Origin of the sequence: Acinetobacter sp. S54 (genome assembly GCF_016624945.1) — a bacterium.
Taxonomy (GTDB): Bacteria; Pseudomonadota; Gammaproteobacteria; order Pseudomonadales; family Moraxellaceae; genus Acinetobacter.
This window is the reverse complement of sequence record NZ_JACVUI010000002.1, coordinates 387972-402612: the sequence shown is the minus strand read 5'-3', so window position 1 is coordinate 402612 and position 14641 is coordinate 387972. Positions and strand designations below refer to the sequence as shown.

Annotated in this window: 14 protein-coding genes; 13 read left to right on the top strand and 1 reads right to left on the bottom strand. The window is 41.0% G+C overall.

The genetic code is table 11. The annotated features are described in order from the left end of the window. Window positions 1–11 precede the first annotated feature (11 nt). The 7 genes from IAE20_RS04915 to IAE20_RS04885 all read left to right on the top strand — a co-directional run bounded on the left by IAE20_RS04915 (window position 12) and on the right by IAE20_RS04885 (window position 8018). On the top strand, window positions 12–713 hold the full coding sequence (locus tag IAE20_RS04915) for a fumarylacetoacetate hydrolase family protein (RefSeq protein WP_200459707.1): 702 nt from the start codon (window positions 12–14) through the stop codon (window positions 711–713). 111 nt (window positions 714–824) lie between these two features. Then, the gene (locus tag IAE20_RS04910) at window positions 825–2168 is read left to right on the top strand and encodes an MFS transporter (protein WP_200459706.1); all 1344 of its coding nucleotides are present in this window, start codon (window positions 825–827) and stop codon (window positions 2166–2168) included. Window positions 2169–2465: 297 nt separating this feature from the next. Then, window positions 2466–3260: a 2-keto-4-pentenoate hydratase gene (locus tag IAE20_RS04905; RefSeq protein ID WP_200459705.1), complete on the top strand. Its 795-nt coding sequence runs from the start codon at window positions 2466–2468 to the stop codon at window positions 3258–3260. A 13-nt stretch (window positions 3261–3273) separates the two neighbouring features. Next, the gene (locus tag IAE20_RS04900; protein ID WP_200481344.1) at window positions 3274–4215 is read left to right on the top strand and encodes an acetaldehyde dehydrogenase (acetylating); all 942 of its coding nucleotides are present in this window, start codon (window positions 3274–3276) and stop codon (window positions 4213–4215) included. Window positions 4216–4227: 12 nt separating this feature from the next. Then, window positions 4228–5259 (top strand): 4-hydroxy-2-oxovalerate aldolase, encoded by a 1032-nt coding sequence (gene dmpG / locus IAE20_RS04895; protein ID WP_200481343.1) that lies wholly within the window; start codon window positions 4228–4230, stop codon window positions 5257–5259. Between the two features lie 411 nt (window positions 5260–5670). Continuing rightward, window positions 5671–6981, top strand: a complete 1311-nt coding sequence (locus tag IAE20_RS04890) for an OprD family outer membrane porin (protein ID WP_200481342.1) — start codon at window positions 5671–5673, stop codon at window positions 6979–6981. A 176-nt stretch (window positions 6982–7157) separates the two neighbouring features. Then, window positions 7158–8018, top strand: a complete 861-nt coding sequence (locus IAE20_RS04885; RefSeq protein WP_200481341.1) for an alpha/beta fold hydrolase — start codon at window positions 7158–7160, stop codon at window positions 8016–8018. Between the two features lie 82 nt (window positions 8019–8100). Here IAE20_RS04885 and hcaR read toward each other — a convergent pair whose 3' ends face one another. Then, a complete protein-coding gene (hcaR, locus tag IAE20_RS04880) occupies window positions 8101–9000 on the bottom strand; it encodes a DNA-binding transcriptional regulator HcaR (protein ID WP_200481340.1) in 900 nt (299 codons plus the stop codon). Window positions 9001–9266: 266 nt separating this feature from the next. Between hcaR and hcaE the strand changes: the two genes are divergently transcribed. The 6 genes from hcaE (at window position 9267) to hcaD (ending at window position 14625) form a co-directional block, all read left to right on the top strand. Beyond that, window positions 9267–10670, top strand: coding sequence for a 3-phenylpropionate/cinnamic acid dioxygenase subunit alpha (hcaE, locus tag IAE20_RS04875; RefSeq protein WP_200481339.1), 1404 nt, complete (start codon window positions 9267–9269; stop codon window positions 10668–10670). Further along, a complete protein-coding gene (gene hcaF, locus IAE20_RS04870) occupies window positions 10667–11227 on the top strand; it encodes a 3-phenylpropionate/cinnamic acid dioxygenase subunit beta (protein WP_200459698.1) in 561 nt (186 codons plus the stop codon). The genes hcaE and hcaF overlap by 4 nt, the downstream gene beginning before the upstream one ends. Continuing rightward, complete coding sequence (hcaC, locus tag IAE20_RS04865; protein ID WP_200481338.1) at window positions 11227–11553, top strand: 3-phenylpropionate/cinnamic acid dioxygenase ferredoxin subunit; 327 nt, start codon at window positions 11227–11229, stop codon at window positions 11551–11553. Before hcaF ends, hcaC begins: the two co-directional genes overlap by 1 nt. A 2-nt stretch (window positions 11554–11555) precedes the next feature. Continuing rightward, window positions 11556–12371 (top strand): 3-phenylpropionate-dihydrodiol/cinnamic acid-dihydrodiol dehydrogenase, encoded by an 816-nt coding sequence (hcaB, locus tag IAE20_RS04860; RefSeq protein ID WP_200481337.1) that lies wholly within the window; start codon window positions 11556–11558, stop codon window positions 12369–12371. A 64-nt stretch (window positions 12372–12435) separates the two neighbouring features. Beyond that, window positions 12436–13392, top strand: coding sequence for a 3-carboxyethylcatechol 2,3-dioxygenase (locus IAE20_RS04855; RefSeq protein WP_200481336.1), 957 nt, complete (start codon window positions 12436–12438; stop codon window positions 13390–13392). Between the two features lie 12 nt (window positions 13393–13404). After that, a complete protein-coding gene (hcaD, locus tag IAE20_RS04850) occupies window positions 13405–14625 on the top strand; it encodes a 3-phenylpropionate/cinnamic acid dioxygenase ferredoxin--NAD(+) reductase subunit (protein ID WP_200481335.1) in 1221 nt (406 codons plus the stop codon). Window positions 14626–14641: the final 16 nt, after the last annotated feature.

Sequence of the window (14641 nt, the reverse complement as noted above, 5' to 3'; positions counted from 1 at the left end):
GGAATATAAACATGTCATTTATTTTTCAGCCGATGACCACTGCGGGTCTTTTCATTCATGGTTCAGAATATAAGTTTCCTGTGCGCCGCGTGTATTGCGTTGGACGCAATTATGCTGCACATGCGCGTGAAATGGGTTTTGATCCAGATCGTGAACCACCATTTTTCTTTTGTAAACCCAATGATTTGGAATCAATTGTTCCCGTGAACACAGATCCAGTCAATATTCCATATCCGACTGAAACTTCGAACTTTCACTATGAGATTGAGCTGGTGGTTGCAATAGGTAAAGATGCCAAAAACGTATCTGTAGAAGATGCCGTCAACTATATCTATGGCTATGCGGTGGGGTTAGACATGACTCGTCGGGATTTACAGATGGGCATGCGTGAGAAAGGCCGTCCATGGGAAATTGGTAAGGCATTTGATTTTTCTGCACCGATTGGTCCCATCCATTCTATTCAACAAACTGGCGAACTCAATCAGGCTGATATTCATTTAACGGTAAATGATGCAACAAAACAGCGCAGTGATATCAGTCATCTAATCTGGTCAGTTGCAGAAACAATTGCCAATTTATCAACTTTATTTGAGCTAAAAGCAGGCGATTTAATTTTTACAGGTACTCCTGAGGGGGTCGGTGCTGTGGTGAAAGGGGATGTAATGCGTGCAGACATTGACGGCTTGACTGGAATTACGGTCAACGTGCAATAAATCCTCATGATCTGATTGATTCGAATAGGCACTCAGTCGCAATAATAAATATAGCTGAGTGCCTTTGCTAAGGAATGCATATACGCCAATTTATTGGCGCAGGGAGGACTTATGTCTCAGAATTCTATAGACGTACAAAGCTTTATTGATGAAATTCCATTATCCACACTACAAAAACTGATTATGTGGTTATGTTTTTTAATTGTAGCTATTGATGGTTTTGATACAGCCGCAGTAGGGTTTATTGCACCAGCACTCAAAGCAGAATGGGCACTACATGCCACAGATCTTGCTCCATTATTTGGTGCAGGTTTATTTGGCCTCATGGCAGGGGCATTAATCTTTGGGCCGTTATCTGACAAATTAGGACGTAAACCGATTTTGATTGGTTCAGTCATTATGTTTGGTCTAACCAGCGTATTTGCTTCTTTTTCACCTGATTTACATACCCTGATTGTTTGGCGTTTTTTGACAGGGCTTGGCTTAGGGGGAGCCTTACCCAACGCAATCACCTTAACCTCTGAATATGCACCCACGTCCAGACGTTCTAATCTAGTCACGTTAATGTTTTGTGGCTTTACAGTTGGATCTGCTTTAGGTGGAATTCTTTCTGCACAATTACTTCCCTATATTGGCTGGCATGGAATTTTATTGATAGGAGGGGTACTGCCATTAGCCACAGTCCCGTTCTTGTATTTTTTATTACCTGAGTCAATTCGTTTTTTAGTACTCAAAAAGAAAAGTGTTCAGCAAATTGAAAAAATTATTCGCCGTATTGCACCCCATCTTAAAACCATTCCGACTTTGGTTCCAACAGTCAATGAAGTAGAAAAATCGAGTTTAAAAGATTTATTTAATAAAGGCTTTGCCTTTGGCACGTTTTTAATCTGGTTTACCTTTTTTATGAGTCTGCTCATTATTTATATGATTTCAAGCTGGATGCCGACTTTACTCACCAACCAAGGCTTTAATTTATCCAATGCATCGTGGTTGACTTCGATTTTTCAAATTGGGGGAACGTTGGGCGCAATTATTTTAGGCTTATTGATGGATAAAATGGATGCGACAAAAATTCTAAGTACAGCTTATGTGTTTGGTGGTATTTTTCTGATTTGTCTGGGATTTGGTATTGAGCAGAGCAATATTATTTTATTAATGTTTGCCATGTTTGGTGTGGGGGCAGGTATTAGTGGTTCTCAAGTAGGAGCAAATGCATTTGCATCAAGTTTTTATCCGACGCATTGTCGTGCAACAGGAGTGAGTTGGGCTAACGCTGTAGGACGTTCTGGATCAATCGTTGGGTCGATTATGGGGGGATGGCTCATGTCTTTAAATTTATCCAGCTTTGAAATTCTAAGTATTTTAGCAATCCCTGCATTCTGTGCTGCTGGATCATTACTCCTGATTAATCATCTAAAAAAATCAAGATCACAAATTGCAACCCGCTTTAGTTAAAGCCATCTACACGATATCTTGGGACTGGAGAAGACCAGTCTCAATTTATTTCAATCATTGACATCACAATTAAGCTTGTAGAATGATTATAAATAAAAACGATTGTATGAAACAAAATAAGTATTGGCATTTAATGGTCGTTTTTTTCATGCTTAGTCTGTTTTAAATAAACGCTGCTTTAGGTGGATATCTGGATAAAACAAGGAATTGAATTTATCCGAATTGTTTGATGGCAATTTTCTCATTTGTCCTCCTTAAAACGGTATGCGTTCAATTTTGCAGTTTAAGGAAAGATGAATGTCAAACTCTGCTGTTATTGAATCGGTTGCCTTGGCTTTAAGACAAGCTGAATTCTCAAAAATTGCTATTGCTCCCATTCGAACTGAGTTGGGGGATGATCAGGCAAACGTAGACATCGCCTATGCGGTACAGGAAATTAATACTCATCGCGCACTTTCAGAAGGACGTCGTTTAGTCGGGCGTAAGATTGGATTAACGTCGAAAGTTGTCCAGTCGCAGCTTGGTGTAGATCAGCCTGATTTTGGCATGTTGTTTGCCGACATGGCTTATGGTGATGGTGAAGTTATTCCTACCCATCAGTTGATTCAGCCTAAAGTTGAAGCTGAAATTGCCTTGGTTCTTAAAACTGATTTAACTCAAAGCCGCCATACTTATGCCGATATTATTAGTGCAACTGACTACGCTTTAGCTGCTATTGAGGTCGTAGATAGCCGAATCGAAAATTGGAAAATTTCGTTAATTGATACGGTGGCAGACAATGCTTCTAGTGCAGCTTTTGTGTTGGGATCACGACCTGTCAAGTTAGATCAACTTGATCTTGTAAATTGCAAAATGATTATGACACGTAGCAGTGAAATTGTGTCACAAGGCGTAGGAAAAGCATGTCTGGCAAATCCTCTCAATGCAGCAATTTGGTTGGCAGATGAAATGGTACGTCGCGGGAGACCTCTCAGAGCGGGAGACATTGTACTCACGGGTGCATTAGGCCCAATGGTGGTGGTTCAACCGGGCGATGAATTTAAAGTTGAAATCGAAGGTTTTGACCCCGTGACCGCAATATTTGCCAAGTAACAGGATAAAGAATATGCAAAAAATTAAATGTGCCATTATCGGTTCTGGCAATATCGGAACAGACCTCATGATTAAAATCATGCGTAATTCAAAACAACTTGAAGTTGGTGCAATGGTTGGGATTGACCCCAATTCAGATGGTCTGGCTCGTGCGGCTCGTTTTGGGGTGGAAACCACAGCTGAAGGGATCGAAGGGCTGTTAAAATTACCATGTTTTAGTGAGATTCGCATTGCATTTGATGCGACTTCTGCAAATGCCCATGCTCGTCATAATGCCGTGTTGCAGCAGCATGGAATTCAAGTCATTGATTTGACACCAGCAGCAATCGGTCCTTATGTGATTCCTGTGGTTAATCTCGATGAACATCTGGATGCAGCCAATATTAATATGGTGACCTGTGGCGGACAAGCCACCATTCCGATGGTACATGCCGTATCTCAGGTAGCAAAAGTTCATTACGCAGAAATTATTGCTTCTATTGCCAGTAAATCTGCTGGTCCGGGAACACGTGCCAATATTGATGAATTTACCGAAACCACCTCTAAAGCAATTGAAGAAGTAGGGGGGGCGCAAAAAGGTAAAGCTATTATCGTATTAAATCCAGCTGAACCACCTTTAATGATGCGTGACACAGTATATTGTCTGGCTGATAAAGACGCAGATCAGGATGCCATTCGGGTGTCGGTGAATAAAATGGCAGAAGCCGTACATGCTTATGTCCCGGGTTATCGTTTGAAGCAGGAAGTACAATTTGAACGATTTGATGAAGCTCATGCATTGAATATTCCTGGGTTGGGCAAAATGCCAGGCCTAAAAGTTTCGATTTTTCTTGAGGTAGAAGGCGCAGCACATTATTTACCTGCTTATGCAGGCAATCTGGATATTATGACCAGTGCAGCCTTAGCTGCTGCTGAACGCTTTGCAGAAACCCATTTAAGTAAAAAGACCGCATAAGGAGCAGGTAACATGATTGATCAGCAAAGAAAAATATATGTTTCCGATGTGACTTTACGTGATGGGATGCATGCAGTTCGTCATCAATATTCACTTGATCAGGTTCGCCAGATTGCTCGTGCACTGGATGAAGCAGGTGTAGATAGTATTGAAGTTGCACATGGTGATGGTTTGCAAGGTTCAAGCTTTAACTATGGTTTTGGTGCACATACAGACCTAGAGTGGATAGAAGCTGTTGCTAGTGAAGTGAAGAAGGCCAAAGTAGCAACTTTATTATTGCCGGGCATTGGTACGGTTCATGATTTAAAAGCAGCTTATGACGCAGGTGCGCGTGTGGTACGTGTCGCAACGCACTGTACTGAAGCAGATGTTTCTCGTCAGCACATTGAATATGCTAGAGAATTAGGTATGGATACCGTTGGCTTTCTAATGATGAGCCATATGAATACCCCAGAAGGCTTGGCGCAACAAGGTAAGCTCATGGAAAGCTACGGAGCCCAATGCATTTATGTGGTGGATTCGGGCGGTGCGATGAATATGTATGATATCGCGGATCGTTTTAAAGCAATGAAAGATGTACTTGATCCTGCAACAGAAACAGGCATGCATGCGCATCATAATTTAAGTCTTGGAGTTGCAAACAGTATTGTTGCCCTAGAACATGGTTGTAACCGTATTGATGCCAGTTTAACAGGGATGGGCGCAGGCGCAGGAAATGCGCCGTTAGAAGTGTTCATTGCTGCGGTTGAGCGTATGGGGCTAAATCATGGCTGTGATGTCAAAGGATTGATTGATGCAGCTGAAGATATTGTGCGTCCGTTGCAGGAGCGACCAGTTCGTGTAGACCGCGAAACTTTAGCACTGGGTTATGCAGGTGTCTATTCAAGCTTTTTACGTCATACCGAAGTTGCTGCCGCCAAATATGGACTATCGGCATTTGATATTTTGGTTGAACTGGGTAAACGCCGAATGGTGGGTGGTCAGGAAGACATGATTGTTGATGTGGCTTTGACTTTGGCAAAAGCAAAAGAGCTAAAAGTTTAAAATATAATCAATAAATAAAAGCACTCAAATGAGTGCTTTTTTGTTTTTAATAGATTGAGTTATATAAAATAAATCAGATATAAGTGTTTTTTTATATAAAAATAAAAAAGAGAGGATTAAAAATATCGGAATGTATTTAAAGAAAAAAACGATTAAAAAAATAATATTTGATTGTATTTTGGCCATAAATTTGCATATTATTTATAAATAACAAATAGATATAGTATTAAAATTTCCATATTTTATTGTAGAAAGTCATCTATTAAAAATATAAGACCTTGGTGGAAATCATCATTTTTAAGTAATGCCGAAAAAAAGTTTCAAATAATTAATACTCTAGTCGAATTTTTCAAAAAAATAGAGTTCAGCATCATAGCCGTTCTCCACATGGAATGTTCAGGAAAATACGCGATGTATCGTCAAACATTATGGACAGCAATAATGTGTGCAATGACTGCCACAGCTACAACGACTAGTTTTGCTGACTTTATTGAAGATAGTCAAATTCAGCTTAAATTTAAAAATTTTTATTTGGATCGTCAATATAACACTACACCAGCAAAAAATTGGGGAAGCTGGTCACAGGCAGCCACATTGGATGCTAAATCTGGTTATGCACAAGTCGGTAATGTGCAACTGGGCATAGATGTATTGGCCCAGTATGCGGTACGTCTGGATGGCCGTGATCGCAATGCAGACTGGGTACTACCCTATAACGGTGTTTCAGGCACGGGCACAGGTCAGCAAGACCGTGATTTTGGTAAAATTGGGGCTACACTCAAAGCCAAAATAAGCCAGACCGAATTGCGGGTCGGTGAGATTTTGCCTATTACACCTGTGGTGGTATTTGACCCTTCACGCCAGTTATTAACGACTTATAACGGGGTATGGTTAGAGTCTAAAGACATTAAAAATACTAAATTAACATTAGGTTATTTGGATAGTATTAATGCGCGTTATGAAAATCAGCCTATGGATTTTGGGCTATGGCCAAAGCCTTTGAATAATGATGGAAAAACCGATGGTATGTACGTTGCGGGCATAGATTATCAGTTTAATAATCATTGGTCTGCAAGTTACTTTTATGGAGATGTTACCAATATCTATCGCCAAAATTATTTGGGTATGAATTATAAAAATAACTATGATCGATTCAAGCTTGATACGCATATACGTCTTTTTGACAATGCTGAGTCTGGTGATGCCTTATATGGAGATATTGACAATCAAGCATTATCGTTTGGTTCAATGTTGACGTATGGCGCTCATAGCTTTGGTTTGTCCTATCAGCAAATGTTTGGAGATCAGGGCCAAAATGGAAGTGCAGCCACAGGTGCACCTTACTTTCCATCACTTGCAGGCTGGGTGCCACAGCCCTATCTGGACAATTGGTCTGTGGTCAGCTTCGTCCGTAAACATGAAAAATCAGTTGGATTTACCTATAGCTATGACTTTAATGAGTTAGGTCTAAAAGGTTTGAAAACGACTGCAAAATATTGGCATGGTTGGGATGTCAACTCGAATTACGAATCCAGTGCATTAACTGGCAAAGGTAAGGAAGCCGAATTCAATTTTATTTTGAACTATGTAGTTCCAGAAGGAAAATTGAAAGGTCTAGGGTTCCAATGGATGTACATTAATGTCGATTTTGACAATATTGCAGGCCAGCCGAGCGACTTACAGGAACATCGTATTGCAACGACTTACACTTATACTTTTTAATCAATAAATTTATTTAAATAACAGTTGGTTATTAATATTTTTTTTGTCTCAACTGATCATAAAGAAGTATCAGTTAGTCGTTAAATAGCGAGTAAGATGGTCTGGTAAGGACATTAAATCCACTGATTTAAGGCAGCTGTTTTTTAGCATGCTTTGGAAATGACACGAGGAATGATATGGGTACAGTGCAAATCCCCGAATATAAAACAGATCCTTTTTTTGGTCTGGAAGATAAATGGATTGAAACAGCAGCAGGTGAATTGACGCATTATCATGAGATAGGCGAAGGCACCCCACTTTTATTTTTGCATGGTTCGGGAACAGGTGTATCAGCCGCAGCAAATTGGTGGTTGAATTTACCGCAAATTGCTGAACAGGCTCGCTGTATTGCGATTGATTCTATTGGTTATGGTCAGACTGTGGTTGCAGAAGGCACAGCTTATGGTATTCGGGCATGGGTCGATCATGCTGTGCGCGTACTGGATGCGTTGGGCATAGAAAAAACATGGTTAGTCGGGAATTCTTTAGGTGGTTGGCTAGCATTTCAGTTTGTAATGGATTATCCAGAGCGTGTGCTAGGCATCGTTTCAATGGGTACAGGTGGAGCAAAACAAACCGCAGCACTGAAAGCCCATGCTAATCCTGAGTTGACTGAATCGGGTATCCGCAAAACTCTGGAAATGTTTGTGGTAGATAAATCATTGGTCACTGACGAACTGGTCAAAGTCCGTTTTAATGCAGCTAAAAATGATTATGCATCCGATCGTCTGATGGATGTAGTCGGTGCGCGTGATCGTGATCGTTTTGAGTTTCCGCTGGATTTTGACAAAATGAAGACGATTGATATTCCTGTTTTACTGATTCATGGTGTACAGGATGTGGTGATTCCGGTGTCTCGTACATGGGATATTTTAAATATTGTACCTTATGCGGATGCCCATATTTTTAGTCAGTGTGGTCATTGGTCACAAGTTGAAAAAGCGGATGAGTTTAATCAGATTATTAAACAATATTTAGCAAAACATAATGTGACATAAATCCTAAAAAGATTAGGACGAAAAATATTTCGTTCTAATCATTCATTATCAATATATAGACTTTGGTATAACCTAATAAAAGCTAGATTCTATTAATATCTAAATAAAAAACTTTACTCAGTAAATCAATAAACGCTTTTACTCCCGTTGATACGGCATCTTTACGATAACTGACAAATAAATCCAGATGAGGTAAATCTACATCTAAAGGATGTGTCACAATATTATTCAATGTCAATGGGGCAATATAGCTAGGTAAAATACCGCAACCTAGTCCCATCCCAATCGAATTAATATTAAATAGAATATTATCGGCCTGTTGAACAATATTTAATTTAATATGATGTAATTCAGCAAACTCTAAAATTGTTTTATGTAAAACAGCTGACTGTTTTGATGCAGGAATAATAAAGTCAATATGATGCAACGCTTTGATAGGTACGCGATCGTATTTAGTCAATGGATGATCCTTAGGGAGTAATAAAATAAGTGGCTCCCGTAGAACAAATTGGCTTTGAATTTCGTCCGTATTTAAATTATCCCGCATAAAGGCAATATCAATTTCACCTTTTTTTAGTGCCTCCATTTGTTCGGTATTATTCATACTGAGTAATGAAATTTTAAGTTCAGGATTCTGAATACGCAGATTTGGAAGCACATAGGGAAAAACTTTCATTTCAACCACAGGCACAAAACCCACTGTGAGCTGCTGTTTTTTGAGTTTAGATACTTGTCTGGCCATTGCAATGGTTTTGTCTGCTTGAGCCAGTGTCAGCCGTGCTTGTTCTAAAAAAACACTGCCTTCCTCAGTCAGTTCTACTTTGCGTTTAGTACGGTGTAAAAGTTTAACGCCAACTTCATCTTCGAGATCTTTAATTTGCTGGCTCAAAGACGGTTGGGCTGTATAGAGACGTAAGGCAGCTTTGCTAAAGTTAAGCTCTTCTGCAACCATAATAAAATAGCGTAGGTGACGTAATTCCATATCAAGGGTGATCCTAAATCCTGAATTTCACTTTGCTCTGGTAGGCCAAAGTAAGTAAAAAATAAAAAACGATAAATTCCGTTTGTGAAATCACTGTTGTGTATCAGTCTGATCTAAGTCTAGTGGTTAACTCTGGGGATGAGTAATTCATAAAACGTCTAAATTGAAACAAATAAAATATTTCACTTAAAAGTCTTAAAAAATCATTATCCACTCAGATTGAATGTTTACGTTGTGCTTTTTTGGCGACAGCAGGAGTGCTTATCATGAATGGAAAAATTGATGTGTGCGAAATCGATGCATTAGTCGATGCACAAAATGGACGTATCTCGCCATCTATCTATACCGATCCTCATTTATATGAATTAGAGCTTGAACGTGTTTTTGGTCGTTGTTGGTTATTTCTTTGCCATGAAAGCCAAATTCCCAAAGCGGGTGATTTTTTTAATACCTATATGGGAGAAGATCCGATTATTGTTACTCGTCAGAAAGATGGCTCGATTAAAGCACTTTTAAATCAGTGTCGCCATCGTTCCATGCGCGTCAGTTATGCGGATTGTGGAAATACCCGTGCATTTACCTGTCCATACCATGGCTGGTCTTATGGAATCGATGGTTCATTAAAGGATATTCCACTCGAAAATATTGCATTTCCACAGGGGGCCTGTAAAGAAAAATGGGGACTTCAGGAAGTAACGCGTGTTGAAAGTTACAAGGGTTTGGTCTTTGGCTGTTGGGCAGAAGATACTCCTGATTTACGCACTTACATGGGCGATATTGCTTGGTACTTAGATGCCATGATTGATCGTCGTGAAGGTGGTTCCGAAGTAATTGGTGGGATCCATAAATGGGAAATTAACTGTAACTGGAAATTTGCAGCAGAACAGTTTGCTTCGGACCAATATCATGCACCGTATTCGCATGCTTCAGCAGTTCAGGTCTTAGGTGGTAAGCCAAATGATGAGTCATCAAAAGCACTAGGATCAGCACAAACAGCGCGTCCAGTCTGGGAAACAGCCCAAAGTTGCGTGCAGTATGGGCAACGTGGTCACGGTTCAGGTTTTTTCCTGACTGAAAAACCCGATGCAAATTTCTGGGTGGATGGTCAAGTTGCCGATTATTTCCGTGAAACTTATGAAGAGACAAAAGAACGCCTTGGTGATACACGCGCCCTGCGTTTAGCTGGGCATAACAATATGTTTCCCACTTTATCGTGGCTAAATGGTATGACGACCATGCGAATTTGGCATCCACGCGGGCCAGATAAAACGGAAGTCTGGGCATTTTGTATTACCGATAAAGCAGCCCCACAACATATTAAAGAAGCAATGGAACTCAATGCATGCCGTGCATTTGGACCTTCTGGCTTTGCAGAAGCTGACGATGGTGAAAACTGGATTGAGATTCAGAAAGTTTTACGCGGCTACAAAGCCCGTCAAAGCAAGCTGATTATGGAAATGGGTCTGGGTAATGAACAATATCGTGAAGACGGTATTCCGGGTATTACCAATCATGTGTTCTCTGAAACAGCCGCACGTGGATTGTATCGTCATTGGGCGAATTTGTTGATGCATGAAAAATGGGAAGATGTTGAACGTGCAGATGAAGCATATGAGCAGGGACTACTCAGCAAATCAGCTAAAACTGATGAGAAGGAGCTTGTAAAATGAATCAGATAGTTGAAACGTTAACACCTCAACCTGTATGGCGCTCGATCAGCGTGGAACTTTACCATGATCTAAGCCAGTTTCTATATGCTGAAGCGCAGTTACTGGATGATTGGAAGTTTCGTGACTGGCTGGATATTTTAAGTGAAGACATTTTATATACGCTTAAAACGACCACCAATGCGCAAACCCGTGATCGTCGTAAATGTATTTCACCACCGTCCACCTGGATCTATCACGACGACAAATTTGTACTGGAACGCCGTGTTGCGAAGTTAGAAACCGGTATGTCGTGGTCAGAAGAACCTCCATCCCGTACTCGTCATTTGATTACCAATATTCGAGTTGAAGCCACAGAACATGCAAATGAATATGCTGTATATAGCAACTATCTGCTGTATCGCTCACAAAAAGAAAAAGATGTGTTGACCTATGTGGGTAAACGTATTGACCTGATTCGCAGAGACGAAAATAGTCGCTTGGGCTGGATGATTGCCAAACGCGATATTACCCTCGATCAGGCAACCTTGATTTCCCATAATATTACGGTGTTTTTCTAATGGATAAAATTTTTGTTTGTCAGGTTGATGATCTGGAAGAAGGTGAAGCCGTAAAAGTAGATTGCAATCTGGAGGGTATCGCGGCACTGGCAGTCTTCAATTTTAATGGTGATTTTTTTGCCATGAACGATAAATGCAGCCACGGTAATGCTTCGATGTCCGAAGGTTATCTGGAAGATGATGGCACGGTGGAGTGCCCATTACACGCATCACGATTTTGTCTAAAAACAGGTGTTCCCCAGTGTGTACCCGCCACTGATCCAATACAGACATTTCCTGTCGTGATTGAAGATGGTGCTTTGTATGTTGAACTGGTGGGAGCATAGTCATGGGATGGTTACAAGGTGAAGTTGCCCTGATTACTGGCGGTGGTTCAGGACTAGGCTTAGCGCTGGTTGAACGGTTTTTACAAGAAGGCGCACATGTAGGTGTATTGCAACGTTCACAATCCAAAGTCGATGAATTGGTCGCACGTTATGGTGACAAAATTGTTGCTGTGGCAGGCGATGTTGCTAATTTTCAGGACAATGTTCGCGCAGTTCAGGCGACGGTTGAACGTTTTGGAAAACTGGATTGTTTTATCGGCAATGCAGGAATCTGGGATCATTATGCAGATATTGTTCAGATGAGCGGTGAACAACTGGATAAAGCCTTTGATGAAATCATGGGGATTAATACCAAAGGTTATTTGCTGGGCGCAAAAGCTGCATTGGATGAATTATTGAAGACCGAAGGCTCCATAATTTTTACTTTATCCAATTCTGCATTTTACTCATCAGGTGGTGGCCCAATTTATACCGCATCCAAGCATGCAGGGGTTGGTTTAGTGCGTGAGTTGGCTTATGAACTTGCGCCAAAAGTACGAGTTAATGCTGTTGCGCCTTCTGGTATGAATGTCAATGTAAAAGGGGCGGCATCTCTAGGACAAGAAAACGCGGGTTTGTTGGATGTACGTGATCCAGAGAAAATTGGTCAGGGAATGCCACTCAAATTTTTACCAGAACCCGAAGATATGACGGGCTCTTACGTGTTATTGGCTTCTCGCCAAAATAACCGTCCATTGTCGGGTGTTTTTATTAATGCTGATTGTGGTTTAGGGATTCGTGGTTTACGTCAGGCCAATGCTGGATTTTTTGACCTATAAATTACTGCTGATTTTAAAGGAATAAACAGGTAGCAATACGCTTACCTCTGTTTCGGAGTCCACCATGACTGTAAAACTTATTTGTGCTTCGCATAGTCCCTTAATGGAATTTGCATCTCCAGCGGAACAACGTCAGGAACAATTAGTTCGTGCGACCTTTGAAAAAATGGCTGCTGAAGTACGCACTTATAATCCAACATTGATCATTGCTTTTGGGCCTGATCATTTTAATGGTTTTTTCTATGACTTGATGCCAAGTTTTTGTGTTGGTGTTCGTGCGACTGCAGCAGGCGATTGGGATTATGGTCCTGGAAAGTTAAATGTTCCCGAACAAACGTCATTGGCACTCATTCGTCAAGTCTTGGACGAAGGCGTGGATGTTGCCTACTCATATCGTATGCAGGCTGACCATGGTGTGACTCAACCCTTACATTTTTTATGTAATGGTGAGCTTGATCGTTATCCAACGATTCCTATCTTTATTAATGGGGCGGCTGCGCCTATGCCAACGACTAAACGTGTGATTGCATTGGGTCGTGCGGTGGGAGCCTTTATTCAATCCCTGAATGCCGAAAATGAACGTGTTTTGATTTTGGGAACAGGTGGCCTGTCACACGATCCGCCGACGCCACAAATGGGTTCAGCTCCACCTGAAGTTGAGGAGTTTTTGATTGCTGGGCGGAATCCAACCCCCGAAGCACGTCAAAATCGTCAGGCTAAGATCATTTCTGTTGGGCAACGTCTTGCCGCTGGTGATCAATCGGTTGCGGTTCCACTCAATCCAGAATGGGATCGGGAATTATTGGAAACTTTCAAACGTGCCGATTTCGCAGCCTTGGAAGCGATGAGTGAAGATGAAATTCGTCGTGATGGTGGACGGGGGGGACAAGAAGTCCGTACATGGATTGCTGCTTTTGCGGCCTTACAGACCTTGGGCGAATATGACATGACCATCCATTGCTATGAAGCAATCAGTGAATGGATTGCCGGTTTTGGCATAGTGTCTGCTGAGTTGAAATAAAGGACAAGACGGATGAATACTCAAACTATTGTTATTGTGGGAGCTGGGCAGGCAGGTGCAAGTGCTATTTTGGAGTTACGTGGCCACCAATATAATGGGAAAATTATTTTAATTGGTGATGAAGTACATTTACCTTATGAACGTCCACCTTTATCTAAAGATGCTATTTTAAAACCGGATCAGACTAAAGTCGAAATCTTGTCACAAGAAAAACTTGATGAACTCGACGTAGAAATGATTCGTAATAATGCAGTGATACGCATTTTGCCAGACCAGCATCAGGTTGTACTACAAAACGGTGAACAGATTCATTATGACAAGTTGTTAGTAGCAACAGGTGGTGCAGCCAGACGTTTTCCACTGTTAGATGCATTGGGAAAACATGTTTACACTTTGCGTAATCTTGAAGACTCTCAAGCTTTAATTCCTGTCTTTGATGCCGGTCGACGTATTTTATTGGTCGGTGGTGGCGTGATTGGTTTAGAGTTGGCATCCAGTGCGCGTTTTAAAGATTGCCAAGTCACAGTCCTTGAACAAAGTCCTATGATTATGGGACGCTCGCCCGATATTATTCGTCAATTTCTGCTTGAACAGCATCAGACAAAAGGTGTGGATATTCGCTTAAATGCCAAAATTTCCAGCGCCTCTATACGTGATGAAAGCGTTGCGGTGACTTTAGAAAATGGTGAGGAATTGGTCGCTGATGCAATCGTCTATGGCATCGGTATTATTCCAAATGCGCAACTTGCAAGCGAAGCCGGTTTGGATGTCGAATTTGCAATTAAAGTCAATGAAAATTGCCAAAGTTCTCATCCAGATATTTATGCAGCGGGAGATGTCGCGACTCAATTGCGTGCAAATGGACAATATAGCCGTATTGAAACGTGGGAAAATGCGAATCATCAGGCAGGTATTTTTGCACGTCATGTGATGGGCATTGAACATCCGTTGGCTAGTCCATCATGGTTTTGGACAGATCAATTCGATCACAACTATCAATTTGTCGGTGATATGTTGGCAGAAGAATGGTATGTCCGTGGCAATATGAACACTGAGCAAAATCAACTCCCTAAATTCACTTTATTTGGTGTTAATGACGGTATTATCGTCGCGGGAATTGCGGTTAATCAGGGTAAAGATGTCCGTTTTTTAAAGAAAATGGTGTCTCAATCTATGCCATTTAATCAGGAAAAATTATTGGATGTGTCCGTAGAGTTAAAAAAACTTATTTAATTAAGAGGGTTCTGGG

What these genes read in the sequence shown, in the direction of transcription:
- IAE20_RS04915 (WP_200459707.1), top strand. Translation starts at nt 12, where the DNA reads ATGTCATTTATTTTTCAGCCGATGACCACTGCGGGTCTTTTCATTCAT.
- IAE20_RS04910 (WP_200459706.1), top strand. Translation starts at nt 825, where the DNA reads ATGTCTCAGAATTCTATAGACGTACAAAGCTTTATTGATGAAATTCCA.
- IAE20_RS04905 (WP_200459705.1), top strand. Translation starts at nt 2,466, where the DNA reads ATGTCAAACTCTGCTGTTATTGAATCGGTTGCCTTGGCTTTAAGACAA.
- IAE20_RS04900 (WP_200481344.1), top strand. Translation starts at nt 3,274, where the DNA reads ATGCAAAAAATTAAATGTGCCATTATCGGTTCTGGCAATATCGGAACA.
- dmpG (WP_200481343.1), top strand. Translation starts at nt 4,228, where the DNA reads ATGATTGATCAGCAAAGAAAAATATATGTTTCCGATGTGACTTTACGT.
- IAE20_RS04890 (WP_200481342.1), top strand. Translation starts at nt 5,671, where the DNA reads ATGTATCGTCAAACATTATGGACAGCAATAATGTGTGCAATGACTGCC.
- IAE20_RS04885 (WP_200481341.1), top strand. Translation starts at nt 7,158, where the DNA reads ATGGGTACAGTGCAAATCCCCGAATATAAAACAGATCCTTTTTTTGGT.
- hcaR (WP_200481340.1), bottom strand. Translation starts at nt 9,000, where the DNA reads ATGGAATTACGTCACCTACGCTATTTTATTATGGTTGCAGAAGAGCTT.
- hcaE (WP_200481339.1), top strand. Translation starts at nt 9,267, where the DNA reads ATGAATGGAAAAATTGATGTGTGCGAAATCGATGCATTAGTCGATGCA.
- hcaF (WP_200459698.1), top strand. Translation starts at nt 10,667, where the DNA reads ATGAATCAGATAGTTGAAACGTTAACACCTCAACCTGTATGGCGCTCG.
- hcaC (WP_200481338.1), top strand. Translation starts at nt 11,227, where the DNA reads ATGGATAAAATTTTTGTTTGTCAGGTTGATGATCTGGAAGAAGGTGAA.
- hcaB (WP_200481337.1), top strand. Translation starts at nt 11,556, where the DNA reads ATGGGATGGTTACAAGGTGAAGTTGCCCTGATTACTGGCGGTGGTTCA.
- IAE20_RS04855 (WP_200481336.1), top strand. Translation starts at nt 12,436, where the DNA reads ATGACTGTAAAACTTATTTGTGCTTCGCATAGTCCCTTAATGGAATTT.
- hcaD (WP_200481335.1), top strand. Translation starts at nt 13,405, where the DNA reads ATGAATACTCAAACTATTGTTATTGTGGGAGCTGGGCAGGCAGGTGCA.